This is a genomic window from Pseudoalteromonas sp. B160 (assembly GCF_037162485.1).
GTDB classification, from domain to species: domain Bacteria; phylum Pseudomonadota; class Gammaproteobacteria; order Enterobacterales; family Alteromonadaceae; genus Pseudoalteromonas; species Pseudoalteromonas rhizosphaerae.
Genome location: NZ_JARLUX010000002.1, coordinates 638,711 through 653,325, shown reverse-complemented (window position 1 = coordinate 653,325; position 14,615 = coordinate 638,711). Strand labels below are relative to the sequence as shown.

14 protein-coding genes and 1 pseudogene are annotated in these 14,615 nt (G+C 41.0%); 13 read left to right on the top strand and 2 right to left on the bottom strand.

Annotated features, from left to right (window positions below):
• The 12 genes from hisD to P4S61_RS21395 all read left to right on the top strand — a co-directional run bounded on the left by hisD (position 1) and on the right by P4S61_RS21395 (position 9,531).
• A complete protein-coding gene (hisD, locus tag P4S61_RS21450) occupies positions 1–1,302 on the top strand; it encodes a histidinol dehydrogenase (protein ID WP_145235726.1) in 1,302 nt (433 codons plus the stop codon).
• On the top strand, positions 1,292–2,377 hold the full coding sequence (hisC, locus tag P4S61_RS21445; RefSeq protein WP_182732285.1) for a histidinol-phosphate transaminase: 1,086 nt from the start codon (positions 1,292–1,294) through the stop codon (positions 2,375–2,377). The genes hisD and hisC overlap by 11 nt, the downstream gene beginning before the upstream one ends.
• Entirely contained in the window at positions 2,374–3,435 is a 1,062-nt protein-coding gene (gene hisB / locus P4S61_RS21440; RefSeq protein WP_145235732.1) for a bifunctional histidinol-phosphatase/imidazoleglycerol-phosphate dehydratase HisB, read from the top strand. Before hisC ends, hisB begins: the two co-directional genes overlap by 4 nt.
• Entirely contained in the window at positions 3,432–4,022 is a 591-nt protein-coding gene (gene hisH, locus P4S61_RS21435; RefSeq protein ID WP_149980203.1) for an imidazole glycerol phosphate synthase subunit HisH, read from the top strand. The genes hisB and hisH overlap by 4 nt, the downstream gene beginning before the upstream one ends.
• A 38-nt stretch (positions 4,023–4,060) precedes the next feature.
• Positions 4,061–4,795 (top strand): 1-(5-phosphoribosyl)-5-[(5-phosphoribosylamino)methylideneamino] imidazole-4-carboxamide isomerase, encoded by a 735-nt coding sequence (locus tag P4S61_RS21430; RefSeq protein ID WP_149980202.1) that lies wholly within the window; start codon positions 4,061–4,063, stop codon positions 4,793–4,795.
• Positions 4,777–5,556, top strand: a complete 780-nt coding sequence (hisF, locus tag P4S61_RS21425; RefSeq protein ID WP_182732287.1) for an imidazole glycerol phosphate synthase subunit HisF — start codon at positions 4,777–4,779, stop codon at positions 5,554–5,556. Before P4S61_RS21430 ends, hisF begins: the two co-directional genes overlap by 19 nt.
• Positions 5,547–6,161, top strand: a complete 615-nt coding sequence (gene hisIE / locus P4S61_RS21420) for a bifunctional phosphoribosyl-AMP cyclohydrolase/phosphoribosyl-ATP diphosphatase HisIE (protein ID WP_145235744.1) — start codon at positions 5,547–5,549, stop codon at positions 6,159–6,161. Before hisF ends, hisIE begins: the two co-directional genes overlap by 10 nt.
• Positions 6,162–6,437: 276 nt before the next feature.
• On the top strand, positions 6,438–7,400 hold the full coding sequence (locus P4S61_RS21415) for an alpha/beta hydrolase (protein ID WP_337119167.1): 963 nt from the start codon (positions 6,438–6,440) through the stop codon (positions 7,398–7,400).
• A 38-nt stretch (positions 7,401–7,438) separates the two neighbouring features.
• Entirely contained in the window at positions 7,439–7,684 is a 246-nt protein-coding gene (locus P4S61_RS21410; protein ID WP_337119166.1) for a hypothetical protein, read from the top strand.
• Between the two features lie 170 nt (positions 7,685–7,854).
• On the top strand, positions 7,855–8,592 hold the full coding sequence (locus tag P4S61_RS21405; RefSeq protein WP_182758276.1) for a hypothetical protein: 738 nt from the start codon (positions 7,855–7,857) through the stop codon (positions 8,590–8,592).
• 184 nt (positions 8,593–8,776) lie between these two features.
• Positions 8,777–9,289, top strand: a complete 513-nt coding sequence (locus P4S61_RS21400) for a hypothetical protein (RefSeq protein WP_145235753.1) — start codon at positions 8,777–8,779, stop codon at positions 9,287–9,289.
• Between the two features lie 53 nt (positions 9,290–9,342).
• On the top strand, positions 9,343–9,531 hold the full coding sequence (locus P4S61_RS21395; protein ID WP_149980198.1) for a DUF1289 domain-containing protein: 189 nt from the start codon (positions 9,343–9,345) through the stop codon (positions 9,529–9,531).
• 7 nt (positions 9,532–9,538) lie between these two features.
• Here the strand turns inward: P4S61_RS21395 and P4S61_RS21390 are convergent, their stop codons facing one another.
• Together P4S61_RS21390 and P4S61_RS21385 are read right to left on the bottom strand one after the other, a co-directional pair.
• Positions 9,539–10,198: an NADPH-dependent FMN reductase gene (locus P4S61_RS21390; protein ID WP_149980197.1), complete on the bottom strand. Its 660-nt coding sequence runs from the start codon at positions 10,196–10,198 to the stop codon at positions 9,539–9,541.
• A gap of 151 nt (positions 10,199–10,349) precedes the next feature.
• Positions 10,350–11,621: pseudogene (locus P4S61_RS21385) on the bottom strand (O-acetylhomoserine aminocarboxypropyltransferase/cysteine synthase family protein).
• A 495-nt stretch (positions 11,622–12,116) separates the two neighbouring features.
• On the opposite strand from P4S61_RS21385, the gene P4S61_RS21380 reads away from it, so the two are divergent.
• Positions 12,117–14,534 carry a PAS domain-containing hybrid sensor histidine kinase/response regulator gene (locus P4S61_RS21380; protein WP_337119165.1) on the top strand — a complete coding sequence of 806 codons (2,418 nt, stop codon included), beginning with the start codon at positions 12,117–12,119 and terminating at the stop codon, positions 14,532–14,534.
• Positions 14,535–14,615 lie beyond the last annotated feature (81 nt).

Below are 14,615 nucleotides of genomic sequence, written 5' to 3'. Positions count from 1 at the left end.
ATGTTGCGCTGGAATGAGGTTTCCAAAGATGCACAAGCAGCGGCGCTAATGCGCCCTGCTGTTAGTGCAAGTGTGGAAGTAGAAGCTATTTGCCAAGCTATTATGGCAAGCGTAAAAGAGCAAGGCGACACAGCCTTACTCGACATGGCTAAGCAATATGATAACCGCGAAAATCCGCGCTTATTAGTGCCGCAAAGTGAGATCAATGTCGCTGAGCAGCAGTTAAGCGCTGAGCTTAAATACGCGATAGACACGGCCTACGCTAATGTAAAACGTTTTCACCAAGCACAGCTACCCAAAGATATTAAATTGTCGACTCAGCCCGGTGTGTTATGTGAACTAAAATACCAAGCCATTGAAGCCGTTGGAATATATGTGCCAGGTGGCAGTGCGCCATTGCCTTCATCAGTGATCATGCAAGGTGTACTGGCGCAGCTAAGTGGAGCGACAACCGTAGTGTTAGCAACACCGGTGCAAGGTGATTTACCGATAAACCCAGCAATTTTATATGCGGCTAAACTATGCGGTATCAAAACAATCGTAGAAAGTGGCGGCGCAGGTGCAATCGCCGCAATGGCTTATGGTACAGACTCAGTGCCCAAGGTGAATAAAATTTTTGGCCCGGGTAACAGCTTTGTGACTATGGCTAAACAACTAGTAGCTCAGACCATACCAGGCATGGCGATCGATATGCCTGCGGGCCCGTCTGAGGTGTTAGTGATTGCCGATGAGCGCGCAAACCCTGAATTTATTGCCGCTGATTTATTATCTCAAGCTGAGCACGGCGCTGATTCGCAAGTAATTTTACTGTGTAACAGTGAACGTATGATTGCCCGCACCGAGCAAGCTATTGAACGCCAATTAGCCAAACTATCGCGTCAAGATATTGCCGCAAAAGCATTGGCTAATTCATCGCTTATTTTGGTTGATTCAATCGAGCAAGCATTTGCTGTATCAGCACAATACGGCCCTGAACACTTAATACTGCAACTGGCTGATGCCAACCCATATTTAAACAAAGTTAAAAATGCAGGATCTGTGTTTGTGGGTGACTACACGCCAGAATCTGCTGGTGATTATGCCTCTGGTACTAATCACGTATTACCAACCTATGGCTACAGTGCCACTTATTCAAGCTTAAACTTACTTGATTTTTTTCGCACTTATACCGTACAAACCATTACTCAAAATGGTTTAAAAAACTTATCAAAAGCAATTTTACCATTGGCTGATGCAGAAGGACTTGATGCCCACGCAAATGCCGTTAAGGTGCGTTTAGAGGCGATGAACAATGAGCAATAATCCTTTATTACCGGCCAATATTGATGCATTAGCAGCATATAGCTCGGCAAAAAGTGAGAAACTAACCGGCACAACGTGGCTTAATGCAAATGAAAGCCCGTATGTTAAAAGTATCGATATCAGCATTAATGATTTAAATCGCTACCCTGATCCGCAACCTATGAATGTTATTAACCGCTATGCTGATTACGCCGGACTCACTGTTGAACAAGTACTTATGACCCGTGGTGCGGATGAAGGTATTGAGCTACTGGTACGCACCTATTGCCAACCAGAGCAAGATTCGGTTGCTTTATTTTTACCTACGTACGGCATGTACAAAGTCACCGCCGACACTCACAACGTAGCAATAAATGGCTTAAGCCAAGCATTATTATTCGATGGTACTGTTGATCAAATAATCAACGCTGTTGGTAATAGCAAATTAGTGTTTATTTGTAATCCAAATAACCCAACAGGCAGCTTAACACCGCTTGAAAAAATAAAGGCTATTGCAACAGCACTTGCCGATAAAGCACTGGTCGTTGTGGATGAAGCTTATATTGAATTTTGCCCAGAGCAAAGTGCAAGCAAACTCATCAACGAATTTGCCAACATAGTAGTACTGAGAACGCTCTCTAAAGCATTTGCGTTAGCAGGCCTGCGTACAGGCTTTACTCTTGCCCAATCGTCAGTACTAGCGCCAATCCGTAAAGTGATTGCACCGTATCCGGTATCAACGGTAGTGGCAAGCATTGCTGCAAATGCACTCAGCCCAGATGCCATTACTTCAATGCGTCGCCAAGTAAGTATTTTAAATGCACTAAGGGCAAAGCTAAAGCTGTGGCTCGAAGCCTCCCCTGCCGTATTACAAGTGCTCAGTGGCGAAGGAAACTTTGTCACTCTAAAGCTCGCCGATAAAAACAGCTTTAATATCGCACTTGAGCAAGGCTTAGTTATGCGTGCTTTTACTTTATACGGCGAAAACGATTGGCTACGTATTTCAATCGGCAGTGAGCAAGAACTAGAACAAGTAAAAATATGGTTAGATGGCCTAAGCCAATCAGCCACTTTTAAAGAGCAGGAAGTATCATGAGCAACCCGTATTTATTTATCGACCGTGATGGCACTATTATTGAAGAGCCAATCACCGACAAGCAAGTAGACAGTCTTGAAAAGTTAGCGTTTTTACCAAACGTGATCCCTGCTCTTTTGCAATTACAAGGCGCAGGCTATCGTTTAGTGATGGTGTCAAACCAAGATGGCTTAGGCACTGACAGCTTTCCAACGGCTGATTTTGATATTGCCCAAGATAAGATGATGGCTATTTTATCAAGCCAAGGCATTAAATTTGACGACGTATTAATTTGCCCACACTTTAATGAGCAAAATTGTGATTGTCGTAAGCCAAAAACAGGGTTGCTTACCGAGTTAATGCGCTCAGGTAAAGTCGATTTAGCACGCTCATTTGTGATTGGCGATCGCCAAACAGATATTGGCCTTGCACAAAACTTGTGTTGTGAAGGTATTTTGTATGACGGTGATTGGAATGCAATTGTCACTAAACTTACCACCGCTGATCGACAAGGCCGCGTGACTCGCAACACTAAAGAAACGCAAATTGATGTAAAACTCAATTTAGATCAAAGTAAAAATGGCGAGATCAGCACTGGCCTAGGCTTTTTTGATCACATGCTTGATCAAATTCGCACCCATGCCAATATTGGCCTTGATATTCAAGCAAGCGGCGACTTGCACATTGACGAGCACCACCTTGTTGAAGATATCGGCATTGCCCTTGGTTTAGCGCTTAAACAAGCCCTTGGTACTAAATCACAAATTGCTCGCTATGGTTTTGCCCTACCGATGGATGAATGCAAAGCAGAGGCACAAATTGACTTGTCAGGTCGTGCTTCGTTTGTATTAAACGCTAACTTTAGCCGTGAAAAAGCCGGTGATTTAGATGTACAAATGGTTGAACACTTTTTCAAAAGCTTAAGCGACAATGCAGCGATCAGCTTAATATTGTCGGTTAGCGACGGTAACTGCCATCACCAAGTTGAAGGTTTATTTAAAGCGTTTTCTCGCGCTTTACGTATGGCCATTGCCGCTGATGCCAGCCAACAAACAGCCAGCTCTAAGGGGTGTTTATGATTGCCATAATTAACACCGGTTGTGCCAACATAAACTCTGTACGCTTTGCTTTTGAGCGCTTAGGGCAAACGCCAGAAGTTATCACCTCACCAGAGCAACTTAAAAACTTTGAACGCGCTATTTTACCAGGTGTTGGCCATGCATCTGTTGCTATGAAGCGCTTGGTAGAAGGCGGTTGGCAACAGGCAATCAATGAATACCAACGCCCTCTGATGGGGATTTGTTTAGGCATGCAGTTACTGTGCGAAAGCACTGAAGAAGGTAATGTGCAATGCCTTGGCAAAATACCTGGGCACGTTAAAGCACTTGATGTGGGTAGTTTAACGTCTCCGCACATGGGTTGGAATAACCTCACCGTTAATCGTGAACATGCTTTAACCAAAGGCCTTGATGCAAACAAGCAAGTATATTTTGTGCATAGTTTTGCTCATACCGTGAATGATGCAACATTGGTTAGTGGCGAATACGGGCAAACCTTCTCAGCGATTGTTGCCAACGATAACTACGCGGGTATGCAATTTCACCCTGAACGTAGCGCTAAAGTCGGCACTCAGTTATTGCAGAACTTTTTAGACTGGCAGCTATAAATAAAGCGTATCAACACAAATTAATAAAGAGAATTCAAGTGATTATTCCAGCATTAGATGTATTACAAAATCAAATTGTGCGCTTATATCAAGGTAAATACGATACTGCACAGTTTTACCCGTTTGAGCTTGGTGCGCGCTTACAAGAGTATGCACAAAGCGGCGCAGGTAAATTACACCTTGTTGATTTAGAAGGCGCACGCGATCCTAATAAAAAACAATGGCAACACATTCAAGCAGCCACCAAAGTACTTAACGTACCGTATCAAGTTGGTGGCGGTATTCGTACTGAACAAGACGTAAGCGACTGGCTTAAAGCCGGTGCTAACCAAGTAGTAATTGGCTCTATGGCGGTTGAAAAACGTGATGAAGTAAAAAGCTGGATTGAAAAATTTGGTGCCAAGCACTTTGTTATCGCCCTCGACGTTAATAAAACCGACAATGGCTGGGCACCTGCCACCCACGGTTGGTTAAGTGAATCAGAATTCGGCTTATTTGAATTAGTCGATTTTTATGTAGCACTGGGTGTAATTGATTTTTTATGCACGGACATCAGTAAAGACGGCACCATGACTGGTCCTTCGTTTGCATTATATGAAGACTTAATAAAACACAACAGCAATATTAAAGTACAAGCATCTGGGGGTGTAAGCTCGCTTGATGACATTAAAAAGCTCAAAGAGCTTGGTGTAGGCGGTGTTATTTTAGGTAAGTCACTGCTTGATGGCGCATTTAATGTAGAGGAGGCGTTGGCATGTTATCAAAACGCATAATCCCGTGTTTAGACGTTAAAGACGGCCAAGTAGTCAAAGGCGTTAAATTTAAAGGCCACGAAGTGGTTGGCGACATATTAACAATGGCTAAAGCGTATAGCGAAGCTGGTGCTGACGAACTGGTATTTTATGAAATTAGCGCCAGTGTTGAAAAACGCCTTCTCGATGTAAACTGGGTAGAGAGCATAGCACGTCATATTGATATTCCATTTTGTGTTGCAGGTGGTATTAAATCAGTGGCTGATGCAGCACGCGTATTAGAACGCGGCGCTGATAAAATCAGTATAAACAGCCCTGCTATTGCCCGTCCTGAGCTTATCAAAGAACTACATGATGAGTTTGGTAAACAATGTGTCGTTGTCGGCATTGATAGCTTTTACGATGAAGTAACTGGCGAATATTTAGTGTATCAGCTTACTGGCGATCCTAATGCGTCAAGCCGCACCCGTTATAAAACCGAAGAATGGGTAAAACGCGTGCAAGACTTAGGCGCAGGCGAAATCGTACTCAACTGCATGAACCAAGATGGCGTACGCAATGGCTACGATAACCAGCAGCTGTCTAAAATGCGTGCTTTGTGTGATATTCCACTTATCGCCTCAGGTGGTGCTGGCACCATGCAAGATTTTGTCGATGTATTTAAACAAAGCCACGTTGATGGCGCACTGGCAGCCAGCGTATTTCACAAAAATGTGATCAACATCGGCGAATTAAAACAATATTTAATAGATAACCAAGTGGCGGCGCGACTATGCAACTAACCAAACAAAACCTTACCCAAGTTGATTTTGCTAAAAGCGAATTGATCCCTGCCATCGTGCAAGATGCCCGTACTGGGGTTATTTTAATGCAAGGCTTTATGAATCAAGAATCGCTGGAAGTCACCTTTGAAAAGCAAAAAGTGACGTTTTACTCGCGTTCAAAAAATCGTTTATGGACCAAAGGCGAAACCTCTGAGAATTACTTAGAAGTAGTGTCTGTCCATACTGATTGCGACTATGACTCTATTTTAGTGCTGGCTAACCCGCTTGGGCCAACTTGTCACTTAGGCACACAAAGTTGTTTTGGTGATGCTGCAAAACCAAGCCTAAGCTTCTTAGCGCAGCTTGAGCAAGTAATTGTATCGCGTAAAAACGACGACCCTGAAAAAAGCTACACCGCCTCTTTGTTTGCTAAAGATTTAAGCCGCAGTTGTCAAAAAGTGGGTGAAGAAGGCGTTGAGGTCGCTTTAGCTGCAATGAAACATGATAACGAGGAGCTAACCAACGAATCAGCTGATTTGTTATATCACTTAATCGTATTGCTACAGCGCCAAGGCCTAGAGCTACAAGACGTCGTTGCATGTTTGCAAGGAAGACATAAGTAACTATTAATTAAAATACTAATTAAGCGCTGAGTTATACTTAGCGCTTTTTAAATATAGTTAAGGAATGAACTCAAAAACATTGCTTAGTGCCGTGTCCGGTTTTAGTGCTGAGGATCATTATCTATAATAGAATAACTTTGCTATAGTATAAATTATTTGTAAATTCGCTATTGGAGGTTGCGACTCAATCAAATTCAATAAAATATTGCGCGGCAACTTCTTATACCGCAGGAATTTTTCTGTTTTTCAATCCTTCATACAATTAAGCTTAACTATATGCCTTACATAAAATTTATCCATATCGCTTTTCTTTTGGTTCCATTTCTTGGCTTTGGTGCGCAATTCGATACGAGTCAGCGAATCACACTCGACTCAACTATCTTGCAAGAAAAACGTACCCTGCAAATTTTATTGCCCGAGAACTACCAAAGTAATACTTCCAGCACCTACCCTGTTATCTATTTACTAGACGGCGATTTTAACTTTCATGGAGTGTCAGGCATGTTGGATATGCTATCCAATAAAAGTGAATTGATCCCGAACGTTATTCTGGTAGCTATTGCCGACAATGGCACCGAAAAATATCGCGAGTATATGACCCCAAACAACTCAAACTCTCCGGGAAAAGGTAACGCGGGTGCAGCAGATATTTTTCTTAACTACCTAAATAATGAAGTACAACCGTACATAGACAGCCACTATAGAACAGCTGAACATAGTACCCTTGTTGGCCATTCTGTAGGTGGGCTTTTTGTACTCAACAGTCTACTCAATGCTCCTGAGTCATTTAATAATTATGTCGCGGTAAGTCCTTCTGTTTGGGTTTCAGATAATGCAATAGTTAGCCAAGCAAATAAGCTTTTAGGTAAAACCCAACATTCACCAGTGTCATTATATTTATCATTAGGTGACGAAATGCAAATGCACCAGTATGACTTTATCCACGAGTTAGATGCCAAACCCATTCCTAACTTAAATTGGCACTTCCAGCATTACCCAGATGAAAATCACGGCTCTGTGATACTAATAGCCCTAAGAGATAGCTTAAAACACATATTCAAAGGCTGGCATGTACCTGAAAGAATACTGGAACAAAATACTCCCTCCGCGACTATTGACTATTACCTAACTATTCAAAAAGAGCTGAAGATAAAACAACCCATCCCTGCATCCGTATTTCACATCGTTATTCGTCAACATTATCGCCAAAAAAAGCAGAAGCATTACCTCAATTTATAGCCAAAGCTATAAAACAATCTCCTGTATCTAAACAAACCTTGCTAATTAAATACGCATCTTTTGTTGAGCACTATGAAAGCCCCAGTGCTGCACTAGCCATACTAAAAAAATCAGAGAGCGAATTTAGTCATTCAATCGATTACTTAAAGGCCATTGCCTCCACCTATAGCCAATTAAAAGACCCAGAAAAAACGAAAAAGTACTACCAAAAAGCACTCGAGTTGGCCAAGGAGCAAAATGTAAACCAATGGCAACTTAATATTCTGGAAGCGAAAATACATTAGAAGAAATGAATCATCCTAAAAATCATACAATAACAGTGGGTTGGGTTTACAAAAACATTTATTATTGTCTTATTATTCTTAGCGACTAAAAAAAATTCCCCCTCTTTAAACCTTTTTAGTCGCTCTATACGACTAAACTAAAAACACCACAAAAATGAAAGGGAATAATAATGATTAACGCATTCACACGATTGACTCTGATTGGCACTGTACTGCTATCAACTCAAGCTTTGGCTTGGAATAACGAGATGACACTACAAGACACAAAAAAGCTTACCCTTGATGCTCAATCACTATCAGCATTAAACGTTGAAGCAGGTTCGGGCTTTTTACATATAGTAGGCAGTAATACCGACACTGTGACGGTAAAGGCTGAAATTTATCAATATGAAGCGCATGACAACTACTGCCTTACTTTAGATAAAAGTGGCAACTCAGCAAAATTAACTGCGAATAATTGTGATAACCACAGTGAAGATCATACGCGCATAGATCTAACGGTGTCGCTACCAGCAACATTCTTGCTTGATATTACCGATGGATCAGGCGAGATCTCGATTGAAAATGCAGCTGAAACTAGCATTCATGATGGTTCTGGCGCAATTATAATCAATAATATTTCGGGTCAATTAACCATTGAAGATGGCTCAGGTGCAATCACTGCGAGCAATATTACTGACAGTGTAAACATCCATGACGGCTCGGGCAGTATTGAACTGGCAAACACTCAAGGTGATGTAATTATTCATGATGGGTCGGGTAATATCGATGTGCAAAACATTGTCGGTAAAGTCACAGTAACCGATGGCTCTGGTGGCATTTATGTTAACAAAGCAGGCAGTTTTACTTTACTTGCTGATGGTTCAGGTAGCGTAACAATAAAAAATGTACCTGTTCAAAATCTATAAGTGGCCGCGTTTGCTTAAAGTAATACTTAGTTTTGAGGCAAAAAATTTAAAAAATTACGCTAAAAACGTTTGATATAAGTCATGCAATGATTTTATTTTCACGTCTTTAATGGCATTTTTTCAAGCCCTTAGGTATCCTTTAAGCAACTTCGAAGGATTAGCTATCACAAAAGGATAGTCCACTATGAAAAAGTATTTATCGGTATTATTAACAGGCCTTATTTTATCGGGTTGTAGCAGCTTAACAACAGAGCAAAAAGCAAGTATTGATAACCTCACGCCTTGTGAAAAAATCAATGGTTTATTAGCCGCCTACGACTCACGTTTTGAAGTGTTAAAGCGCACCCGCGTAAATACAAAGTACGCAGAAACCTGGACCGCTAAATACAATCTCGTTGGTGAAGCATGCCAAATCAGTGCTTTGGATGCCGATACAGTGACTTATCGTTGCCAAGATAATTACCAAGAACAAACGCAAGCGGTGGCCATTCATCAAAAGGCTGTTGACTTCACCCGAGCTTGTTTAGCGCAAAATAACTGGCACGAACAACAAAAAGAATCTGCTGATTCATTACGCACTACCTTTGTACTTGATGAAAAAAACCCAGCTATTTCAATTCATACCGGAAAAACATTATCTCGCTCAACGCCTTGGTCTACCTCATTTGAAGTAGGTAAATCGGTAGCAAATAAATAGCATTAAAACCATAAAACAGGTCAGCAAATGTTGACCTACTTGGCTAAGGATTTATGAATTCAACACCCCAAAAAAGTTCATCGCTATTAAAAACCGACTGCATTGGGAAATGCCACCGTCTCAAAGGCTATTGCAGCGGCTGCGGCCGAACTAGCGACGAAATATTTGACTGGATCATTTTATCAGACCAAGAGAAACAAGCTATTTTAGATACTCCAAGAGAGGATGCTAATACCCCATAGCTTATTATTAAGGTGCATTGCGTTGCGACGGGTCGCGTTTAAAGTCTTTAATTAATTGCTTAGGGTCAAGCTGCTCACGTTGCTTACTTGCTGCCTCAGCCCACCACAGTAACTGATTAAACGACCGCGAAAAATATTCGCGCCATGATGCTTGCTCTGCCTCTTTGTTTGTTTCACCACTTTCAATAAATACATCTTGCGCTTTTGGCACATGGATCATAGCCGACACCGGCAAACACCCAAGTTCACTTAAAAAACTGCGCATCCCAACAGCGGCACGAACGCCACCCCACTGCCCCGCAGAATACGTAACAATAACGCTGGGTTTGTAAGCAAATAAAGAGCTACCAAAATGGTTTAATAGATTAGCCAATGCTGGACTCATTGAATGATTGTACTCAGGGCTGACCATAATAAAACCATCGCTGGCTTTAATTTTTTCCGCTAGGTCATCGAGTTTTTTAGGCACCTCGGCTTGTGAATAAGCAAAGTGCGGTTTAAATATAGGGTCCAGATCGTAGTCTAGCGGATCTATCAGTTCAATATCGTGGTCACTGTATTGCTCAAGCAAACAGCGTTGGCATGCCTTGGCAACTCTTTCACCGAGACGTGCCGGCTTAGGTGGCGAACTTTTTCGAACTGAACCTAAAAAAATTAATAGTTTCATGTACAGGCACTCCATTTTATTTAAATCAATATACGAATATAAACGTAAATTTGTGCGGTAGGTCATAAATAAAACCTACCTTACAAGCAAAACATAAAATGCATGTTTAAACATTAATGTGGATCACGCTTTACCCCTGTAGCTAACATTACTAAGCTTTATCGAGCGCTTGGCTTACATCAGCAATGATATCGTCGATGTTTTCAATACCCACTGATAAACGAATTAAATCGCGGCTAACCCCTGCGTTCGCCAATTCTTCATCATTTAATTGTCGATGCGTGGTTGATGCTGGGTGGCAAGCCAATGACTTTTGCATCACCGATATTTACTAAACGTAAAATCATATTCAGCGCATCAATAAAGCGAGTGCCAGCTTCAAGGCCACCCGCTATCCCAAAGCTTAAAATACCAGACGCTTTGCCACTAGTGGTTGTTTTACTCATTGCGTTATAGGGACTTGACGCTAACCCCGCGTAATTAACCCAAAGCACCTTAGGGTGATTATCTAGGTATTCAGCAAGCTGTTGCGCGTTTTCACAGTGGCGCTGCATTCTTAGCCCTAAAGTTTCAAGACCAATTAAAATGTCAGAGGCGTTTTTAGGCGCAAGTGCCGCACCGGTATTTCTAAGTGGAACAACGCGGCAGCGACCAATAAACGCCGCTTCAGCAAAAGCATCGGTATAAACCACATTATGATACGACGGATCAGGCTCATTCATCATCGCAAAACGAGTGGCATTGGCTTTCCAGTCAAACTTACCCGAATCAACAATCATGCCGCCTATAGCAGTACCATGACCGTTAATATATTTAGTAAGCGAATGCACCACAATATCGGCACCCAACTCAAATGGCCGGCATAAATAGGGCGTTGCAACTGTGTTATCTACAATCAGCGGCACGCCTTTGCTATGGGCTATTTTAGCTAATCGAGCGATATCAACAATATTCCCTGCAGGGTTACCAATCGACTCACAAAAAACCGCACGGGTATTCTCATCAATCGCGTTTTCAAAACCGGCAAAGTCATCCGCTTTAATCATCCGCGCTTCAATACCTTGGCGAGGTAGACTATGGGCAAATAAGTTATAAGTACCACCATACACTTGGCTGGTACTGACAATATTAGTGCCCACTTCACACAAACATTGAATTGCGTAAGTGATGGCCGCCATACCAGAGGCCACAGCAAGCGCACCAATGCCCCCTTCCATGGCCGCAATACGCTGTTCAAGCACCGCATTAGTCGGGTTCATAATACGAGTATAAATATTCCCGGTACTTTTAAATCAAATAAATCAGCACCATGCTGAGTATTATCAAACGTATACGATGATGTATTGTAAATCGGCACCGCCGCCGATTTAGTTGTAGGTTCAGATTCATAACCGTGATGCAGCGCTAAAGACTCAAGTTTCATAATTATTTCCTTCAATTAATTTGCCACTAAGCTAGCATTTATTGGTTATAAAGTGCACATGAAATATATTAAAGGATGTTGAAGTAATTAGATTTAAGTTAAATTCTGCTAAGAGAATTATGTTAGTTTGTTCCACCTTAAACGAACACCTGCTGTTCTTAAGAAAGTGGACATAGCTGTTTATTATGGTTTAGGCTGTGAAGCGTGCATAGACTGATTGAACGTATCTTAACTCCAGATCGTCCTCTGGACTTTTCAGCTATAAAAAATAAAAAGAACAATAATCTGTTGTATTTTTTACTCATCATTACAGGCAACTATAATTATCTTCTCGTAGTTTGTCGCTATTTGAAAAAACATTGATTCTCGTCAAACGGTGCTATAAGGAAATAGCCACTCAATACTCTCTATTTAAAACTTCTGTTTTTACAAAAAATGGACTATAGCTATTGTTATATATAGGAAAAGAAAAAACACAATTAACAGTGAGTTCTTATGAGTAATCCCACAAACGATCTCGAAGCGGAGATTGACCAGCTTAAAGTTCAGCTTGCAAACGCTAGAGCTGGAAATATAAAGTATAAGAAGTTGTTTGAAGTATCTGGGGACGCACTATCAATAATCGACCTGAAATCTGGTAAATTCACAGAATGTAATCAAGCTGCAATCAATATGCACGGCGTCGAAAGTAAAGACAACTTTATTAATTTAAAGCCTTCTGATATCTCACCTGAGTATCAACCATGTGGCAGACGTTCAGAGGAAATAGCCGCAGAACACATTGAAAATACTCTGACTAAAGGGCCACAGCTGTTTCAGTGGGTTCACTCTCGATTAGACGGCTCATCTTTTCCATGCCTTGTATCTCTGACTGTATTAAATGTGGATGGTGATGCTTTTATTTTAGCCATAGGTAGAGATATTAGTGAATTAGTTGAGACGCAAAACAAATTGCATAGTGCTTCAACAGACATAGAACGAATTAGCTACGCTTTCAATGAGGAAAAAGAAAAATTTGAACAGTTTTTTAGCTTAGCGCCGGTAGGCATTGCAATTAATAGGTTAGATAATGGTTTATTTGAGTATGTTAACAAGGAACTGAGTCGTTTTAGTGGTTATGACAAAGACGAACTAAATCAAATGGACTATTGGAAGTTGACACCAAAAAAGTACGAAGAACAAGAAAAAGAACAACTAAAATCCCTCTCAGAAACAGGCCGTTACGGACCTTACTATAAAGAATATATTCATAAAAAGGGTTATGAATACCCCGTACAATTGTCGGGCGTTATAATTAAGAGTGCAAATGGCGATGAGCTGATTTGCTCTGTCATCCAAGATACTTCCCATCAGAAACAGATAGAAACCGAATTACAAATAGCAAAAAACCAAGCTGAAACCAGTTCTCTGAGAATGAAATTGGCAAATGAATCAGCTCAAATTGGTGTGTGGGAGTGGGATGTCATTTCGGGAGAATTAATCTGGGATGAATGGATGTACAAGCTGTATGGCATTACAGAGAATTGTTTTTCTGGTGCTTATGAAGCTTGGACTCATAGTCTTCACCCTGATGATATGGAAGAGTCTAACAAACAATTAGAGGATGCCGTATCAGGTTTAGGTGCTTTTAATCCAGAGTTTAGAGTAGTACATCCAAACGGGCAGGTAAGAACAATCAAAGCTAGCGCAGAAGTTATTAGAGATAATGATGGCAACGCTCTAAAAGTCATCGGTGTAAATTACGACATTACAGATAAAATAAATGCGATAAATGAGCTAGAAGTAGCTAAGCAAAAAGCTGAGCAGGCAACCCAAACGAAAAGTGAATTTTTGTCAAATATGAGCCATGAGATACGTACGCCCATGAATGCAATTTTAGGCGGACTGCAGATGGTCAATACTGAGTATCTCGATGCCAAGTCCAAAGTAATGCTTAAAAATGCAGTATCGTCTTCTAAATCGCTGTTAACCATTATCAACGATATTTTGGATTACTCAAAGATAGAGAGCAATAAACTAAGCCTAGAGCAAGAGCCTTTTTCGATTAGCGATATAATTAAATCTGTGAAATTTGAAGTGGACAGCATAGTCAGTAATAAGGGTATTAAACTTGTCAATAATATTGATGAAAATTTTAATGATCACTGGTTAGGAGACATTGTCCGTGTTAAGCAAATATTACTCAATCTTGTGTCGAATGCTGTTAAGTTTACTGAAAAGGGTAGCGTAAACATTCACTTGAGCGAAACTCTTCACCAAGAAAAGCAGGCTATTAGTCTTGAAGTGGCTGATACAGGAGTTGGAATGAGTGAGGAAGCTCAAGCTCGTATATTTGATCGTTTTTCACAGGCAGACAACTCAACAACACGTAAATTTGGTGGAACTGGGCTGGGTATGTCGATTACCCTCAGTCTTATTCTTATGATGAGAGGCACTATCGATGTAAAAAGCAATGTGGGTAGAGGCACCACTATAAGAGTCATATTACCATTAACTATAACCAATAAGAGTGTCAGCTCTTTCGTACAAAAATCTATGACTCCGCCGCCGTTGAGGGGAAAGAAAATACTGATTGCTGAGGATAACGAAATCAATCAAATTGTCATTCAGTCAATGCTCGAAGGCACTAATGCATCATTAACTATTGTAGATAACGGTAAACAGGCAGTAGAAGCAGCTAAAGAAAAGGACTTTGATTTGATACTTATGGATATACAAATGCCTGAAATGGATGGTGTTGAAGCAATGAAAAATATCATTAATTTCAATAAGCATATACCGATAATTGCACTAACCGCAAATGTAATGATTGATGACGTTGCTGATTATTTAAGCCAAGGATTTGATGCGCATATAGCAAAACCAATTGATATTGCTACCCTATACGGTGTTCTGAGCTCATTTATAAAGTAAGTACTTGCTTTGTTTGTGCTTTATTGCCAGTTCGGCTTCGGCAAATCAACTTCCGCTCATAGCAAAAAGTAGACATAAGTC

Excerpts from the sequence above, each read along its gene's own strand:
- hisF (WP_182732287.1), top strand. The coding sequence starts at position 4,777 with ATGTTATCAAAACGCATAATCCCGTGTTTAGACGTTAAAGACGGCCAA.
- P4S61_RS21380 (WP_337119165.1), top strand. The coding sequence starts at position 12,117 with ATGAGTAATCCCACAAACGATCTCGAAGCGGAGATTGACCAGCTTAAA.
- P4S61_RS21415 (WP_337119167.1), top strand. The coding sequence starts at position 6,438 with ATGCCTTACATAAAATTTATCCATATCGCTTTTCTTTTGGTTCCATTT.
- hisIE (WP_145235744.1), top strand. The coding sequence starts at position 5,547 with ATGCAACTAACCAAACAAAACCTTACCCAAGTTGATTTTGCTAAAAGC.
- P4S61_RS21390 (WP_149980197.1), bottom strand. The coding sequence starts at position 10,198 with ATGAAACTATTAATTTTTTTAGGTTCAGTTCGAAAAAGTTCGCCACCT.
- hisB (WP_145235732.1), top strand. The coding sequence starts at position 2,374 with ATGAGCAACCCGTATTTATTTATCGACCGTGATGGCACTATTATTGAA.
- P4S61_RS21400 (WP_145235753.1), top strand. The coding sequence starts at position 8,777 with ATGAAAAAGTATTTATCGGTATTATTAACAGGCCTTATTTTATCGGGT.
- hisH (WP_149980203.1), top strand. The coding sequence starts at position 3,432 with ATGATTGCCATAATTAACACCGGTTGTGCCAACATAAACTCTGTACGC.
- hisC (WP_182732285.1), top strand. The coding sequence starts at position 1,292 with ATGAGCAATAATCCTTTATTACCGGCCAATATTGATGCATTAGCAGCA.
- P4S61_RS21395 (WP_149980198.1), top strand. The coding sequence starts at position 9,343 with ATGAATTCAACACCCCAAAAAAGTTCATCGCTATTAAAAACCGACTGC.
- hisD (WP_145235726.1), top strand. The coding sequence starts at position 1 with ATGTTGCGCTGGAATGAGGTTTCCAAAGATGCACAAGCAGCGGCGCTA.
- P4S61_RS21405 (WP_182758276.1), top strand. The coding sequence starts at position 7,855 with ATGATTAACGCATTCACACGATTGACTCTGATTGGCACTGTACTGCTA.